Here is a 14,556-nt window from a genome sequence, read left to right as displayed (position 1 = left end):
TCAAGACCTCGCGCAGCGCGTGGTTGCGCTGCGGGGCGTCTTCGGTCATGAAGGTCAGGGAGGGAGCGCGGCGCCTGAGCCGGTCGAAGCGACGAAGGCCCGCTCCTCGTCGCTCACATCGCTGGGATAGGGTTGACGTGTCATACTGAAATCATACCACGTGTATCTCTGAAGTGCATAACAGGCTCTAACCCCGGCTCTGGTATAATATGCCCGGCAATCGTGACAAGTTTGATGGAGGGCGCAGGCATATGTCAGGTCTGTTCCAGCGCATCGCCGATGCAGTCTACCGCGAATATGATCGACGCATCAAACGCGCCAGCCTGATCACCGAATATGGCATCGCGCATCACCACAATCACGAGGAGGTGCACGCCGATGACAAGGCGGAGATCATGAACCTGTCGCCCGGTGCGTCGGCGGATGCCGATCACGTCCATCCGGCGGCAACGAACGCACAAGACCAAGCGCCGGTCGAACATCTCGAGATCGAACCGCTTGCGACTGATAGCGAGGCTGAACACCCTCCTGTGGCGGCTGCGGAAGAAGAGATCGAGGCGGAAATCATCAACGCCCCTCCAGGTGCGCCGATCCCGCGTGAGTAAGAGGCTTCCGAAAATTGCACTACTGAAGTGCATCCGCGTAGGCGAAGGCATTACCTTCACCTACCCAACGAGTTTTTCTGGATAGGCTCGCGTGCTCAAGAGCGAGACATTGTTCCCCTGACTCGCTCAGGAATCGGCGCTGTGCGGCGCTTCGCCGATCACCCTCAAAAACAGCTCGACCACGTCGGGATCAAAATGCTTTCCCGCCTGTGATCGAATGTAGTCGAGCGCCTCTTCTCGCCGCCAGCGTGGACGGTATGGACGATCGGACAGCAGGGCGTCCCACACGTCCGCTACAGCGAAGAGGCGGGCTGATAGCGGTATCTGCTCGCCCTTCAGACCACGTGGATACCCCGTTCCGTCCCATCGTTCGTGATGGCAGTAGGGAATATCGAGCGCAGGGCGCAAATATTCGATCGGAGAAAGCATGCTATACGCATAGTTCGGGTGTTTGCGCATCATTTCCCATTCGTCTTCTGTCAGCGGCTCGGGCTTGCGCAGAATGGCGTCGGGAACGCCAAGTTTGCTAATGTCGTGCAGCAGCGCCCCACGGCGGATATGCGCAATCTGTTCATCGCTTAGACCCGCCGCGCGCGCCAGTTGCACCGTCAGTTCCGTGACCCGTTGCGAGTGTCCTTCCGTTTCCCGGTCACGCAGGTCGAGCGCCTGCGCCCATCCCCGGATCGTCGCTTCATATGCCAGGATTATTTGCGCATTCGAGCGCTGCATCGTCTCGAACAAGTCAATGCTATCAATTGCAATGGCTGCCGGCACCGCCAGCGTTTCCAGAAAGTCAAACCAGTCCTGATCGAGATCGAGTCGGCTGCGGTGAAAAAGTTCCAGCACTCCCTTCACTTGCCCCTTGGCGATCAAGGGAACGCCGCAATAGGTCACGAACGTTTCGTATTGCAGAATAGGCGTGGAGGTGGATTGGGCGGTCTCCTGAAGGTCGGCAATGAACATCAACCGTCGGTCGAGAGCGACGCGACCGGCATACTCTTCTCCAGTGTACAGCCTCATTTGCTGAAATGGAAAAGATTGAAATCCGCGCCCTGCGGCAAATGTGAGCGTCTGCGTATATGGATCGAGCAACAGGACGGCAGCGGCGTCTATGTGCAAATGCAGCGTAACCTGCTCAAGCAAAATGTCGAGCACAATGTTCATATCGAGGGAGGAAATGATCGCCCAGTCAATTGTGCGCAGGGCGCGCAATCGTCGAATATGGAGGTGTAATCGCTGCTCTGCGCGCACTTGTTCCGTAATATCTTCGATCGCCAGCAGGATAAATTCATCGGAGTGTTGCACGCGGCGAGCGTTGAGCAGCATCGTGCGCCGCCCGATATGCTCGAAATCGTGCGTGACCTCGTATCCATCAAAATGGGTATTTCGCGGCAAGATCTCCTCCAGCAGTCGCCGCAGTTCGGGAATATCCCACTGGGAGTTGCCAAGTTCGTAAATGCGACGATCGAGCGTTTCGGCGGGATTCGTGTGAAACAGCTGATAAAAGGCGCGATTGGCTGAGACCACGCGCAGGTCGCGGCTGAGGACGAGCAACGGTTCGCGCACGGTGGCAATGATACTCTCAGCGAATGCGCGCGCCTGACGGGTCATGTTGAGAGCGGCGCGCGCGGCGGTCTGGTCGTGAAAGATGAGAATAACGCCGATAATATCGCCGGTTGTTGTCCGGATCGGGGCGCCGGTATCGCCAATCGGAATGGCGCTTCCATCGCGACGGATCAATACTGTGCGCTGACTCAAGCGCACAGCGGCGCCTTCACGCAAGACTCGCGCAATCGGACTTTCGAGCGCAGCGCCAGTTTCCTCGTCCACGATCCGAAAGACCTGGTCAAGCGAATGTTCTAACGCCTCGGACTCAGCCCATCCGGTCAGGCGTTCGGCAGTGGGATTCAGCAGACTGATGCGCCCGTCGGTGTTTGTGACAATAACGGCATCGCCAATGCTGCGTAATATATTGCGCAAATAAGCCTCACGTAAGAGAAGTTCATCGTAAAGAGCGGATAACTCGCGCCGGGTCATTCTTCGTTGTGATGATCCGCCAGATGTGCTTCCGGGCATGTGAAGGTCCTTCCTGGCAGTGACATCGTCCCTGTGTTGTAAGCAGTTGCCGTGCGACAAGCCGGCGCCTGAAAGATTTCATGCCCTGTGGAATCATTTCCTCCGAACAGCGCGCGCATGGATCACTGCGTCATTTTGCCGGCAACGACCTGCCATAGGACATTATATCACCGGGAAAACGGTCTATTCCGCGCATGTGGGTGCGCGGGTCGGGTCGTCACCCGGCATGCGATGCGTCACGCTGCTGCTCCATGCGCGTGAGCGAGAGGTCCGAGTCGGAGTTATCAGGCGATAGTCTACTCTACTGCCTGACGCTGATGACCATGGACAACATAATCCGGCATGCGCGCTGCGCCCGGCGGCTGAAGCCGCAGGCCACGGTTGCGAAGCCTGCCTTTGCAGGCTCTACCGGATTTAACACGGGGTGTGCCGCTGTCGAGCCACGGTTGTATGTGACATGACAACAGGCAAGGATGCTCTTCCAGGCATCAGCATTCATGTTGCGCCTCGATCCGAATCAACGCGGTGTTCGCCAGCAGACTCTGCCGTGCGCTGGACGACGCTTTGCGCTTCCAGCGCAGTGATGCGCTGTTCGAGAGCGATGCGTTCAGCGCGTAAAACGGCGATTTGCTGCTGCAAAGCGAACAAATGCGCCTGCAATCGCATCTGTTCGATGTCACGGAGACGCATATCCAGCCGCCGTTCCTTCTCGGTCAAGGCATCGAGCACACGCACAACCGCTCCGTGAAACTCGCTGATGTGCAGCCACTGCGGGAGGCTGTACCACCACGTTGCCCGGCGCACCAGGCGTTGAAAGGCATTGATCGCCGCTGCCAGCCCCGGACGGTTCGACTGCACGATGCGGTGGGGATCGACCGACCAGATGGCGCGCGCAATCGCCAGATTATCATGCAGATATGTGTCTGTCGGATCGGCGGGGGCAGCCGGCGAACCGGCGCCGGGCGCCGGTGGTGTTCCGGTGTCGCCGGTTTCCAGCGCGCGTTCGACTGCCGCCATCAGCGTCAGCGCATTGTCGCTGTCGGAATTGACCCAATAAATCGCCATCGTCGCCTCGCATATCGTTCAGCGCGCGCCTGATCATAGACTGCCAGTGTCTCGCGGGCGGCGCGCTCCCAGGAGAACTGCCTTGCACGGGCAATGCCGGCGCGTTGCAACCGCCGCGCCAGATCCTCATTTTCCAGCAGCGCAACAATCTGGCGGGCAATATCATGCACATCATACGGATCGCAGTACAATCCGGCATCACCAACCACTTCCGGCAGTGATGAGGTGTTTGCCACAACTACCGGCGTCCCTGAAGCGAGCGCCTCCAGCGGCGGAAGTCCAAACCCTTCGTACAGCGAAGGATACACAAAGAGACGCGCACCGGCGATCAGCGCCGGCAGATCATCATCGGGGACACGCCCTAAAAAGCGGACCAGTCCGGCAACGCCGGCTTGTTCCGGCGCGGCAAGGATCGCTTCATACTGCCAGCCATGGCCGCCGGCGATGATCAAAGGCGGCAAACGGCGCTCGTTTGCGGCATACTGCGCACGCAACGCAGCATAGGATTCAATGAGCCGGATATAGTTCTTGCGCGGCTCAAGCGTGCCCACGCTCAACACGTACTCGCCGTGCACCAGATGATACCGCGCCAGGATCGGACGTGTTTCATCCGGCGCATGCGGTCGAAAGCGCGCATCGGCGGCTTCGTACACCACGCTGATTCGCTCGGACGGAATGCCCAACTCGCTCATGATGTCGCAGCGGGTCGCTTCCGATACCGCGATGATCCGGTCGGCGCGGTCGTGCGCGAATCGCTCCTTGAGAGCATGCAACGCAGCGTTCTCTGCAACGTGCATCTCAGGAAAGCGTCGGGTGGTCAGATCGTGGATCGTCAGCACGGTCGCAGCGCCAGGCGGAGCATAGGGCAGTTGATCGGCAGCGTGAAACACCTCGACGAACCGCGTTGCCCCCCTGAGTTCCAGCCCCATCTCAACAATTGATAGACGCGCCCAGATCGGATCGAGGGCATGGTCGATCTTCTCAGCAAGGGTGTGCGCAATACCAGAACGCAACGCAGGCAGTGCGCTCAGGTAGCCGCGCCGGATGCCAGGACAGCGCACGACCCGCACATTCGGCGCATCGAGCGCCTCCAGCGGCGGCATCGAACGACCGGGGTTGAGCGGCAGTACGTCGATCAGCGTGAAATGGCAGTCGCGCCCCACACGCACCAGATGGTTGAGCAGTGACCGATGATAGGTCAGAACCCCGGCTTGAGCAATACGCAGGAGTGAGATGTCAACACCGATGTGCATCACCCAATCGCTTCCAGGCGCTCGACAATCTTCGCTGCAGCATGCGACCACGTCCAGCGCGCAGCGACTTCTGCAGCGGCGCGGGCGCCAACGGCGCGCGCTTCGTCGGGATGCTCGTAGACGTAGCGCATCAATGCGCAGAGATGGTCAAAATCAGGTTCAGCCCAGCGTAATCCCCGGTAGTACGGCGCACGCGCTTCCGCCGGAATAAGTCCACGAATGCGTAATGGATGGGCGACTTCTGAACGGAGGAACTCCGTCTGCCCGCCCCAACCGGTCGAAATGACCGGCAGACCACATGCCATCGCTTCCAGCGCGGGCATGCCCCATCCCTCGCCGCGCGTCGGCAGCACGAAACAATCGGCGCTCCGGTACAGACATCCAACCTGGTAGGCGGCAACCTTCTGGTTGGGGAGGACGACAATCGGCGGACCATCGCTGCGGATCAGGTCGGCGATCCGCCGGGCGACATCGAGACCGGGATCATAGTTGAAGATTTTGAGCAGCAGCAGCACATCATCGCTACGGCGGAATGTTTGTTGATAGGCGCGGATCAACAATTCCGGCGCTTTACGCTCGATCCACTCGAAGATCGACAGAAACACAAAGCGATTGGCGGGCTTGCGTCCGGCGATGCCGGGGTGAAAATAATCGGGGTTGACTCCCAGCGGCATGGCATAGACCGGACGCCGGACGCCGCTGGCGCGAAACACCTCAGCACCCCAGTGTGTCGGCGTCCAGAGTTCGTCCATCTGGTTCGCCTGGTACACCCACTCATCCGGCAGCCGGTCGGTTTCCAGCATGGTATAGCCAATGCGGTAGCGTCCGCTGTTCTTGATGAACGAATCACCCTGATGATAGACCACCTGTGGCAGGCTTGAGTCCTTGAGACGGGCGCGTAACTGATCGACGCGCGGATCGCCCGTCGGCGGCTCGGTGAAATCATTACCCCAGATGCATGCCAGGCGCACGTCGATACCGCAGCGGTCGAGTTCGATCACCAGTTCACGCGACGATGTGGCATAGCCGGATGGCGACGCGACCAGCGAGTGCCAGACGATGGCGCGGCGATATTTCTGATCGTAGAATGTGCGCCATTTGCGGGTGAACGTCTCACGTCCCTCGTCCCACATCGCCTGCCACGAGGCGTTGTTGATCCTGGCGCTCGTATTCTCATAGTGCACCACCTGCGTCCCGCCGGTGCAGACGACTTTGAACCCCGCCTGGCGCGCCCGCAGGCAGTAATCAGTATCCTCGAAGTAGGACGTGTACGCCTCGTCGAATCCGCCGATCCGCGCGCGCACATCGCGCCGGATGTACATGCACGCGCCGGTGATGCCTTCGACTTCGCGCACTCCTGGATACTGCCCGATGTATGCCTCGCCGCCGCCGATCTGATACCCCCAGAAACTATCTGTGGGCATGTAGGTTCCAGCGTGCTGGAGCAGGCCATTGGCGTGCAACAACGTGCATCCGACGATGCCATACGCGGGGTGGCTGTTCGCCACGTCGCTGAGATGCGCCAGCCAGTGATCTTGAATGATCAGCGTATCGTTGTTGAGCAGCAGCACATCGTGATCTGACGGGGTCGCCGCCATCCCCTGATTATTGCCGCGCGCAAATCCCAGATTGCGGTCGTTGGCAATTACCCGGATGTCGTCCTGCCGCCGCAGCCATTCCAGCGTCCCATCGCTGCTGCCATTGTCCACCACCAGCAGGTGATACTCCACATCCCTTGTATGCGCACGAATGCTATCAATGCACCGTTGGGTATACTCCAACCCGTTCCAGGTAAGGATGATGATCGTTACCGGCGGGCGTTGTGGGACAGGGGAGGAACCGGACTGACTGAGCGCTTCAGGTTGAGGGCTGAAGGTCGAAGGTTGAAGGTTGGAGGTTGAAAGTTGAAGGTTGAAAGTTGAAGGTTGAATGCTCAAGGTGTCCATATCACGTCCTAACCCCTAACCCCTAACTTCTACTCACAGCCGCTCCCCGAACTCGCCGCTGCGGCGCTGGAAATACCAGTAGCCAAGCGCCAACATCGCCAGGGCAGTCAACAGCACGCGCAGCACACTATCAAGCGCGGGCAGGTTTGGCGTGGGAATCTGCCCGAATGCCACAGCGTTGCCATACAGGATCTCGCGGTAGAACTCAACCAGCGAGGCCATCGGGTTCAGCCAGCGCACCAGTTGCGCCAGCGGACCGGCGACCCGGTCGAGCGCATAGATGACCGGTGTGAGAAAGAACCAGAACTGAATGAAAATGCCGATCAGGTGCACCGTGTCGCGGTAGCGCACCGCCAGTGCACTGAGGAACAGCGCCACGCCGGACAAAAACATCGTCTGGATGCCGATCAACACCGGCAGATACACGAACGTCCACGAGAAGTTCGTCCAGGCGCCGGCGGCGCGCAGCGGCGCGTACATCCACTGCACCGCCGCCATTACCAGCAACAGCATCGGCAGCGACAGCACAAAGTTCACCAGACTGGAGAGCACCGACACCAGCGGCAGCACCTCGCGCGGGAAGAACACCTTCTTGACCAGCGCCGCATTGTCAATCACACTGCGCGCCCCGCCGCTTACGGCTTCGCTGGCGAAATTCCACGGCAACAGTCCGGTCAGAAGGAACACCGGGAACATAGCGATATCCGCCTGGAAGAAGGCGCTGAACACGAACCAGAAGACCAGCATGAGCAGGAGGGGGGCGAGTTGCGTCCAGAGATAGCCGAGAGCGCTTCCTTTGTAGCGCACTTGCAAGTCACGTAGCACCAGGTTGCGGATCAATTCGCGGTACGCCCACAGTTCGAGGACTTTGCGCATCGCGCCGGCGCTGCGGTCCACCGCCACGCCAGCCGCACCGAACGCCAGCCCGACAATCGTCGCCGCCGAAAGAAGCAACGGAATACGCCGGTCCACGGCATAGTCCGGCAGGCGCGCGCGGCTGGCGCGATAGGCGTCACCTGGTGCATCGGGCGCGAAGGCGGCTCCCAGATTGCGATACAGGTACGCCAGCGCCTCACGGATTGCCTGGCGTCCTGCCGTCAGACGCAGCACATCGGCATCGATCTGCTGGAGCGCCGTGCCGGTGGCGGTCATACGGCGCATCTCCAGCGCAGGAATGTCGATGCGGGTCAACTGTTCCTCGCGCACTTCCAGGGCGCGGGTCAGGTCGCTCAACTCTTCGCGCGGCAGTTGATCGACGGTAATGTATGCCGAAACCGGCTCGACGGCTCGATTAAGCGGGAACGCCTGTGTCCGAATGATTTCGCGCAGCAAGCGCTGGAAAGCCGTCTCCGGCTGGCGACCCTGGAGCGCCTCGGTCAATTCCCAGCCCATCAGATTGCGCAGGATCTCACGCCCGCCAGCGGCGCGCACCGTGCGCGCCAGCGTTTCCGCCGCCTCGTTTGCCAGCGTGTGCGCTTCGACGGGGGTCCGACCAGTGGCGAGAACCTCGACCTGTCCATCAGAATGCGGCACAAAACGCACCGCATATGTCGGGCCGCCAAGGTCGGGACGGCGCGCCCTGAGAAGCTCGAACGCCTGCATCTCAACTGCGCGGTAATCGTCGTCCGGCTGACCGTCGGTATACAACTCGCGGTAGCGCCCGGCGGCGTCGATGTGTACCATGGCAGCAGTTTCGTAGCGGATCGGCTGCGAGAGAATGCGCGGCGCCGCCGCTGCCAGTGCGCCGAGGGTGCATAGCAGCAGCCAGAGCCACTGGTAGAGGCGCAACGGTCCCCGCTGGCGGCTCAATGCGACGATCCAGGTTGCTGGCGCTGCAAGACGTGCCATACGCTAGCGAAATTCCACCACGACCACATCGCCGATTTCCTGCACCACGCGCAATTCCGGCGTTTCCGCCAGCCGCTGTTCGACGACGCTCCAGCGAAAAGCGCGCGTGCCGTCGAAGATTGGCTTCTCCAGCAGCAGATACCGTATTCCCAGTTCGCGCAGTCGCTGCGCCGATACGCTATCGGGGAAGCCGCGCGAACGCTCGTTGAAATCCTGGAAGATAGGCGGTATATGCGCCTAGTGCATGAAGGCGATCGTTCGCTTCTCGTGGGTGAGCGTACCAAACAAAATATAGTAGTTGGTTGTTTCATCAATAACCGGCACAAATCCAACCGTAAAATCACCCGGTTGTTGCGCCAGCCAGTGGTCAATCGGGCGAGGCGTCAGCACCGTATACTCATCAATACGCCCCGGCATCAGGTCCAGCGCCGCCAATCCGATGATCCCGACTGAAAGCACAATGAGATGTGGTTGTACAGACCTGTCGGACCCGGCGACGGCGCTGTTGTCGGGATGTTCTGATACGCCATTTCGCTGAACCAGGTATGCTGCTCCTACACCCGCCAGCAGGGCGACAAACAGAATAGTCACGACCCCGAAGCGCGCCCACACCCGCATCAGATTCATGCCCGGCAACTGGTGCAGATAATATGCGGGCAGCCAGATCGGATCATCAGGGCGCAGCGGAACATTGCCGGTTGCAGATCGGTGCCGAGCGCCAGGATGGCCGCTGCAAGCGCAGTTCCTGTCCAGACCAGACGACGATCGCTGTAACGCAGCGCAAGCGCCAGTATTCCAGGAACGATGCCGACATAGAGCGTTTTTTCGACCCACAGCGTCTCAGGTCTTCGCTGTTCGATGAATGAACCCCAGAGGGGGTGAAGATGCGATGGTGTGACAAAGTTCATCGGGCTTGCCGACCACATACGAGTGCCCTCAATGCTGTAGGGCGTATAAATGCCATTGCGCGCCGTCATGAGGTACGGAGCAGCGCACCAAAGCGCACCAATCAGGATCGCCGGAACCACAAGCCACACCTGCGACGCCAGGCGCACACGTCGCGTTGCCAGCGTCAGCAGCGCGTAGACCACGCCGCAGATCAAGCCAATCACGAGATAGTATTGTGACGCTGCACCGAGCAGGAATGTCGCGCCGACCAGACCTGCGAGCGCCTTGCGATTCGGCTGCGTCTGTAGCGATACGTCCAGCGCCCAGAAAAACAAGGGCAGCGGATAGGTGCTGACAATCTGGGGGTGACCATAACTATGCGCCAGGCGAAACGGCGTCAGCATAAATGCCAGACCCGCCACCAGCCCCCCAAGTCGGCTGCCGGTCAGGCGTTGTATCCACAGATGCGCACACAACCCTGAGAGAAAATGTGCTAACGCCAGTTGCGCATTATACCCAAAGACCGGACCGAACACCCACGTCAGCGGCGCTACGGCGATGTATCCGGCGTATGGCACATCGGTGGCAGTCAACGCCAGACCATCGGGCGCATTGATACGTGGATCGACGAATGGCGAAGCGCCGGTGCGCAGCGCCTCGGCGATCCATCCCGCAGCATAGACATACTGAATATTGTCGCCAGGCCACCCTATGATACGAGATGATGGCGCGGCAAGCACCGGATACATCATCGCCAGCGCCCCGCAGACAAGGAGCGCCAGAACAACCCAATCGCCGAACCGCATTCGCGCCGCCGTCCGCGCCCACGCGCGCATTCCTGCTATGCTGGCCATACGGTCACCTCGACTGTCTCGCCGGCTGCCAGATCGAAGACCAGCATCGCGCCGCGAATGAGGGGGTTGACGGCGTCATTCGCGTGCTGCACCGTCGCCCGATGCGCGTCGAAGGGCAACCTGAGCGTCAATCCTGCCAGATTGCGCGCGCTGCGATTGGTCACTGCCAGACGCAAAGGCGCTGCCTGGAAAGAATCGGCGTTCACGGGTTCGGATTTGTGCTCCTCGACATGCACCTGCGCCACTGCCTGCTGCCGGTCGGCGATCTCTGCCAGCGGCGCGATCCAGAGATCGCCAGCGTCACGGCGCGCGGCAGCGTACCGCACCACCTCGCTCCAGGCGGCAATCTGAGCCGGGCTGACCACCTCCTCCGTATGCGCCCACAGGTCGATCATGCCACCGGCGGCAATGGCCCGCTCAATCACGTCCGTCGCCTGCGCAGCGCTGCGTTCGGTCAGGTAAAAATCCGGGCATGCCAGAATGGTTTCGTGCCCTGGAACGGGGCGGCAGTGCGGATCCTCCCGGCTCACAAGGTGATACTGCGGCTGGCGCGGATTCCAGTTGGTGCGGGTGACCGATGTGATGCCCGCTTCTGCCAGCGCCTGCCAGTTTGCGTAACTCATTCCGGCGCTACTGCTCCAGGGAAACGCCAGCGACCGCGCCGGCGACACGCCACGATCTGCTGCGATGGTACGCCACTCGGCGAGGTCGCTGCGCCATTCCTCGACGCCGGCAAGCCCGCCGTACAGATGGCTGAATGTATGGCTTTGAATATCGTGTCCCTCGCGCTGCAACAGCGGAACCAGGTCGCCGAAGTACCACGCCGGATCGGTTTCCGTCGTCCCATACGGATCGGGCGAGAACCAGGGTTGCTGTTGCCAGGCGTCCGTCTGCCAGCGATTGGTGCGATTCGCCCACGTGAACGTTGGATCGCCCATAAACCGTCGCTGCTCGCGGTTCCCGGTCAGAAAATTGTACCCGGTTGCGTAGTACGTGGCGCGGATACGGTAGGGCCGAAAGAGTTCCACGGTGGTCGTCACGCCCTCGCGCATCCGCATCCCGCGCAGCACTGGATCCTGATCGAAATTCGGATCATCAACCGAGCGTGAGTGGATCAGCCCGCCCATGGTCGTTTCCCAGTCGAATGAGAACGAGAGCGCCGCACGCGCGCCGTTGGGCCATGGAAGCGCCGTCACGCCTGCCGGTTGCGCTGACAACTGCAACGGCGGCTCGCCGGATGCAGGGAAGCGTCCGGGACGGATGCGAATGGTATCCAGGTAGATCCGGTCATCGGAAGCGGGATGGAAGGTGACAGCCAGGCGCGCCACGCCCGACGGCGCCGTGAACCCACTGCCGATCAACGACCAGGGTTGCGTATCGGCGGGTCCATTCCAGCGCCGTACTTCCTGCCAGCCGCTCCAGTCGGTGCGCACAACCGCGCCGCCGGCATCGAGCCAGTGAAATCCAAGGCGCACTCGTGTCGCCGAGACTGAGTCGGCGAGCGCTTGTGCAACGGCGCAGTACGACGCGCCGGGGCGCACCGCCACATCAGGAGTGCGGAGATGGTTGGCGATGCCGAGCACCTGAAACGAGCGACCGCTGCCGGAAACGGTGAAGTCGCCAATCTGCACGCCGGTTGCCGCCGCGCTCCACCCCGCTGGCAGCAACACACCGGATGGCGTGCCGGGCGCCAGGTTCGTAAAATCAGGCGCTGCCAACAAATCGTCGGCAAGCCACGGCACTGCGGCGCATCGTCCAATGCGTTCCTGCGCGAGCGCCATGCCCGCTCCAATCAGCAGAACGCCAAGCACGACCATCGCCAGTATGCCCGTGCGCCGCACTGTTCCCTTCATATCCCGTTCCGTTATTGTGTTTCGCTACTGTTCAGACGGCGCATTATAGCACACCAGGAACTGAGAACCAAGAACTGAGAACTGAAACCAATCCCCACCCCCTCTTCATTATGATTTTTGAGAACATAATGCGGTATCGCCAGGTCCAGCCCGCGCAGGCAGGCTTTGCACCCGTAGCCCGCGGCTTATGAACATTAAGCATTAAATCCGGTATGCGGGCTGGCGAATGAATTCGCGCCTGTGGGCCTCCGGCCGGCCACCCGCCTGCGCACGCGGGAAAGCGGGGTCCAAGCACGATTTGTCAGGCGACAACCAGACGCACAGCCCAACGCTGAACCGTCGGGCTGATCGCATGAAGGGCGCTGCTGCGCTCTCGCCCTGGCGTGGACGCATGCCCGGAGCCAGCCCCGCGTTAGCGGGGCTTCGTTCGCTCAGCGCGGACGTTCACGTCCGCGCGGGCGCCGGCAGCCAGGAACCACCGGGTTCCTGGCAGCCGGCGCCCGGGAAAGCGTCGGCGCAGGCCGACGCCCGGCGCGCACTCGCCCCAAGGCGCGGTTTCAACCGCCAGCCTGGGTGTGCCGATTTTAATCGTTAATCTTCCATTGACCAATCTCGCGCCCATTGACCGCCTCGTGACTGGCGTTGGCTTCGACAGGCTCAGCCCACGCCAGCCCTTCCACAGGGGCAGGCTCAGTTGTCCGGGTTTTGGTTGATCTTCCTATTAGTTCTCGGTCTCAGTTCCTGGTTCTTGGTTCTTAGTTCTACTTGACGTATACTTGTGTAGAACCCATGATGCAAAGGAGTTCTCATGACCACCCAACCTACGTCAAGCTACGAAGTCGCCACGCTCGGCGGCGGGTGTTTCTGGTGCCTCGAAGCGGTATACGACGAGATCGAAGGCGTCATCAGCGTTGAGTCGGGGTATGCTGGCGGGCATAAGCCCAACCCGACGTATGAGGAAGTCTGCACTGGCAGAACCGGTCACGCCGAGGTCATTCAGATCACCTTTGACCCGCAGGTGATCACCTTCCGCGATCTGCTCGACATCTTCTTCAGCATCCACGACCCGACCACCCTCAACCGCCAGGGCGCCGATGTCGGTCCGCAGTATCGCTCGATCATTCTGTACCACAACGACGAACAGCGGCGTATCGCCGAAGAAACGATTGCTGAACTGAACGCCGCACAGGTCTGGAAGGCGCCGATTGTGACCGAGGTGAAGCCGTTTACAGAGTTCTGGATTGCGGAAGAGTATCACCAGGAGTACTTTGCGAAGAATCCATACCAGGGATACTGCATGGCAGTCGTTGCGCCCAAGGTGATGAAATCCCGGAAACAATTCGCCGCTCGACTCAAAGCAAAACGCTAAGGTCAGACTCCTGCCAGAAACGCAACAGCCGCCGCCGCAACCGGCACACTCAGGTTATCCGTTCCGTGCGGCGATATGGCTTCGACCGCAGTAGCCACGGCAGCGCCAAGGAGCGCGGCCACAACTGCACGCACCGGGTCGGCGGCGGGTGCGAACGGTGCCCACGCTGAACCTGGAAGGAGCAAGATCGTCAGCAGCATGGCAATCGCGCTTGCCGCAAACATCACTGCCGACCCTTCCAGCGTGCGTGTGCTTTGCCCAACGGTATACCGGCGTCTGCCGATGCGCTGACCGGTAAGCGCCGCCAGCGCGTCACCCCATGTCATCGCCATGACGCCGGCCGTCGCCGCCACCCCGCGATCCACCGGACCCTGCGGGCGCCACAGGAGCGCATAGATCAGCGTTATCGCCAGCGCAAAGTAGATCGTGCCGGGCGAACTGTCCTCGCGATCCATGGCGCGCACGATCCGGTAGCGGTAGAGAACGAAGTTGACAAAAATAAAGGTGGCAAAAGGAATGATGCCGATCTCCCAGCGGTCAAAAATCGCCAGAATGCCAAAGACCCACATACCTGCGCCGATGTGAATCATTTTGCGCGTCAGGTCGGCGGGGAGACCGGCGAAGCGGTGCAACGCCTCACCGAAGAGCAGCAACCCGATAGCGTAGGCATACGAGATGCCAAGTCCGATCCACTCACCTGTGGTCATTGACGACTCCGTTGTCTTCTTCATGCCGCTCCTGGGAGCGCAGACATCTTGCCCGCGCGAGAGACGCCCAGGGTCGGCGGGATGCCATACGT

11 protein-coding genes are annotated in these 14,556 nt (G+C 60.8%); 2 read left to right on the top strand and 9 right to left on the bottom strand.

Annotated elements, in window-relative coordinates:
- The first annotated feature begins 251 nt into the window (after positions 1 to 251).
- Entirely contained in the window at positions 252 to 605 is a 354-nt protein-coding gene (locus AC3EA7_RS11570; protein ID WP_488614211.1) for a hypothetical protein, read from the top strand.
- Positions 606 to 731: 126 nt separating this feature from the next.
- Here AC3EA7_RS11570 and AC3EA7_RS11565 read toward each other — a convergent pair whose 3' ends face one another.
- The 8 genes from AC3EA7_RS11565 to AC3EA7_RS11530 all read right to left on the bottom strand — a co-directional run bounded on the left by AC3EA7_RS11565 (position 732) and on the right by AC3EA7_RS11530 (position 12,388).
- Entirely contained in the window at positions 732 to 2,585 is a 1,854-nt protein-coding gene (locus tag AC3EA7_RS11565; RefSeq protein ID WP_488614210.1) for an HD domain-containing phosphohydrolase, read from the bottom strand.
- A 591-nt stretch (positions 2,586 to 3,176) separates the two neighbouring features.
- Positions 3,177 to 3,746 carry a hypothetical protein gene (locus AC3EA7_RS11560; RefSeq protein ID WP_488614209.1) on the bottom strand — a complete coding sequence of 190 codons (570 nt, stop codon included), beginning with the start codon at positions 3,744 to 3,746 and terminating at the stop codon, positions 3,177 to 3,179.
- Positions 3,704 to 4,999, bottom strand: a complete 1,296-nt coding sequence (locus AC3EA7_RS11555; protein WP_488614208.1) for a glycosyltransferase family 4 protein — start codon at positions 4,997 to 4,999, stop codon at positions 3,704 to 3,706. The genes AC3EA7_RS11560 and AC3EA7_RS11555 overlap by 43 nt, the downstream gene beginning before the upstream one ends.
- The gene (locus AC3EA7_RS11550; RefSeq protein ID WP_488614207.1) at positions 4,999 to 6,945 is read right to left on the bottom strand and encodes a glycosyltransferase; all 1,947 of its coding nucleotides are present in this window, start codon (positions 6,943 to 6,945) and stop codon (positions 4,999 to 5,001) included. Before AC3EA7_RS11550 ends, AC3EA7_RS11555 begins: the two co-directional genes overlap by 1 nt.
- A gap of 33 nt (positions 6,946 to 6,978) precedes the next feature.
- Positions 6,979 to 8,793: an ABC transporter permease gene (locus AC3EA7_RS11545; RefSeq protein WP_488614206.1), complete on the bottom strand. Its 1,815-nt coding sequence runs from the start codon at positions 8,791 to 8,793 to the stop codon at positions 6,979 to 6,981.
- Between the two features lie 237 nt (positions 8,794 to 9,030).
- Positions 9,031 to 9,420: a hypothetical protein gene (locus tag AC3EA7_RS11540; protein ID WP_488614205.1), complete on the bottom strand. Its 390-nt coding sequence runs from the start codon at positions 9,418 to 9,420 to the stop codon at positions 9,031 to 9,033.
- Entirely contained in the window at positions 9,417 to 10,535 is a 1,119-nt protein-coding gene (locus AC3EA7_RS11535) for a hypothetical protein (protein WP_488614204.1), read from the bottom strand. The genes AC3EA7_RS11540 and AC3EA7_RS11535 overlap by 4 nt, the downstream gene beginning before the upstream one ends.
- Complete coding sequence (locus AC3EA7_RS11530; RefSeq protein WP_488614203.1) at positions 10,523 to 12,388, bottom strand: polysaccharide deacetylase family protein; 1,866 nt, start codon at positions 12,386 to 12,388, stop codon at positions 10,523 to 10,525. The genes AC3EA7_RS11535 and AC3EA7_RS11530 overlap by 13 nt, the downstream gene beginning before the upstream one ends.
- A gap of 808 nt (positions 12,389 to 13,196) precedes the next feature.
- On the opposite strand from AC3EA7_RS11530, the gene msrA reads away from it, so the two are divergent.
- Positions 13,197 to 13,757 (top strand): peptide-methionine (S)-S-oxide reductase MsrA, encoded by a 561-nt coding sequence (msrA, locus tag AC3EA7_RS11525; RefSeq protein ID WP_488614202.1) that lies wholly within the window; start codon positions 13,197 to 13,199, stop codon positions 13,755 to 13,757.
- Positions 13,758 to 13,759: 2 nt separating this feature from the next.
- On the opposite strand, the gene AC3EA7_RS11520 is transcribed toward msrA, so the two are convergent.
- Positions 13,760 to 14,488 carry a diacylglycerol/polyprenol kinase family protein gene (locus tag AC3EA7_RS11520; protein ID WP_488614201.1) on the bottom strand — a complete coding sequence of 243 codons (729 nt, stop codon included), beginning with the start codon at positions 14,486 to 14,488 and terminating at the stop codon, positions 13,760 to 13,762.
- Positions 14,489 to 14,556 lie beyond the last annotated feature (68 nt).

It is taken from the genome of Roseiflexus sp. (genome assembly GCF_057785375.1).
This window is presented reverse-complemented; position numbering and strand designations above follow the sequence as displayed.

Excerpts from the sequence above, each read along its gene's own strand:
- AC3EA7_RS11570 (WP_488614211.1), top strand. The coding sequence starts at position 252 with ATGTCAGGTCTGTTCCAGCGCATCGCCGATGCAGTCTACCGCGAATAT.
- AC3EA7_RS11560 (WP_488614209.1), bottom strand. The coding sequence starts at position 3,746 with ATGGCGATTTATTGGGTCAATTCCGACAGCGACAATGCGCTGACGCTG.
- AC3EA7_RS11555 (WP_488614208.1), bottom strand. The coding sequence starts at position 4,999 with ATGCACATCGGTGTTGACATCTCACTCCTGCGTATTGCTCAAGCCGGG.
- AC3EA7_RS11550 (WP_488614207.1), bottom strand. The coding sequence starts at position 6,945 with ATGGACACCTTGAGCATTCAACCTTCAACTTTCAACCTTCAACTTTCA.
- AC3EA7_RS11545 (WP_488614206.1), bottom strand. The coding sequence starts at position 8,793 with ATGGCACGTCTTGCAGCGCCAGCAACCTGGATCGTCGCATTGAGCCGC.
- AC3EA7_RS11540 (WP_488614205.1), bottom strand. The coding sequence starts at position 9,420 with ATGAATCTGATGCGGGTGTGGGCGCGCTTCGGGGTCGTGACTATTCTG.
- AC3EA7_RS11535 (WP_488614204.1), bottom strand. The coding sequence starts at position 10,535 with ATGGCCAGCATAGCAGGAATGCGCGCGTGGGCGCGGACGGCGGCGCGA.
- AC3EA7_RS11530 (WP_488614203.1), bottom strand. The coding sequence starts at position 12,388 with ATGAAGGGAACAGTGCGGCGCACGGGCATACTGGCGATGGTCGTGCTT.
- msrA (WP_488614202.1), top strand. The coding sequence starts at position 13,197 with ATGACCACCCAACCTACGTCAAGCTACGAAGTCGCCACGCTCGGCGGC.
- AC3EA7_RS11520 (WP_488614201.1), bottom strand. The coding sequence starts at position 14,488 with ATGAAGAAGACAACGGAGTCGTCAATGACCACAGGTGAGTGGATCGGA.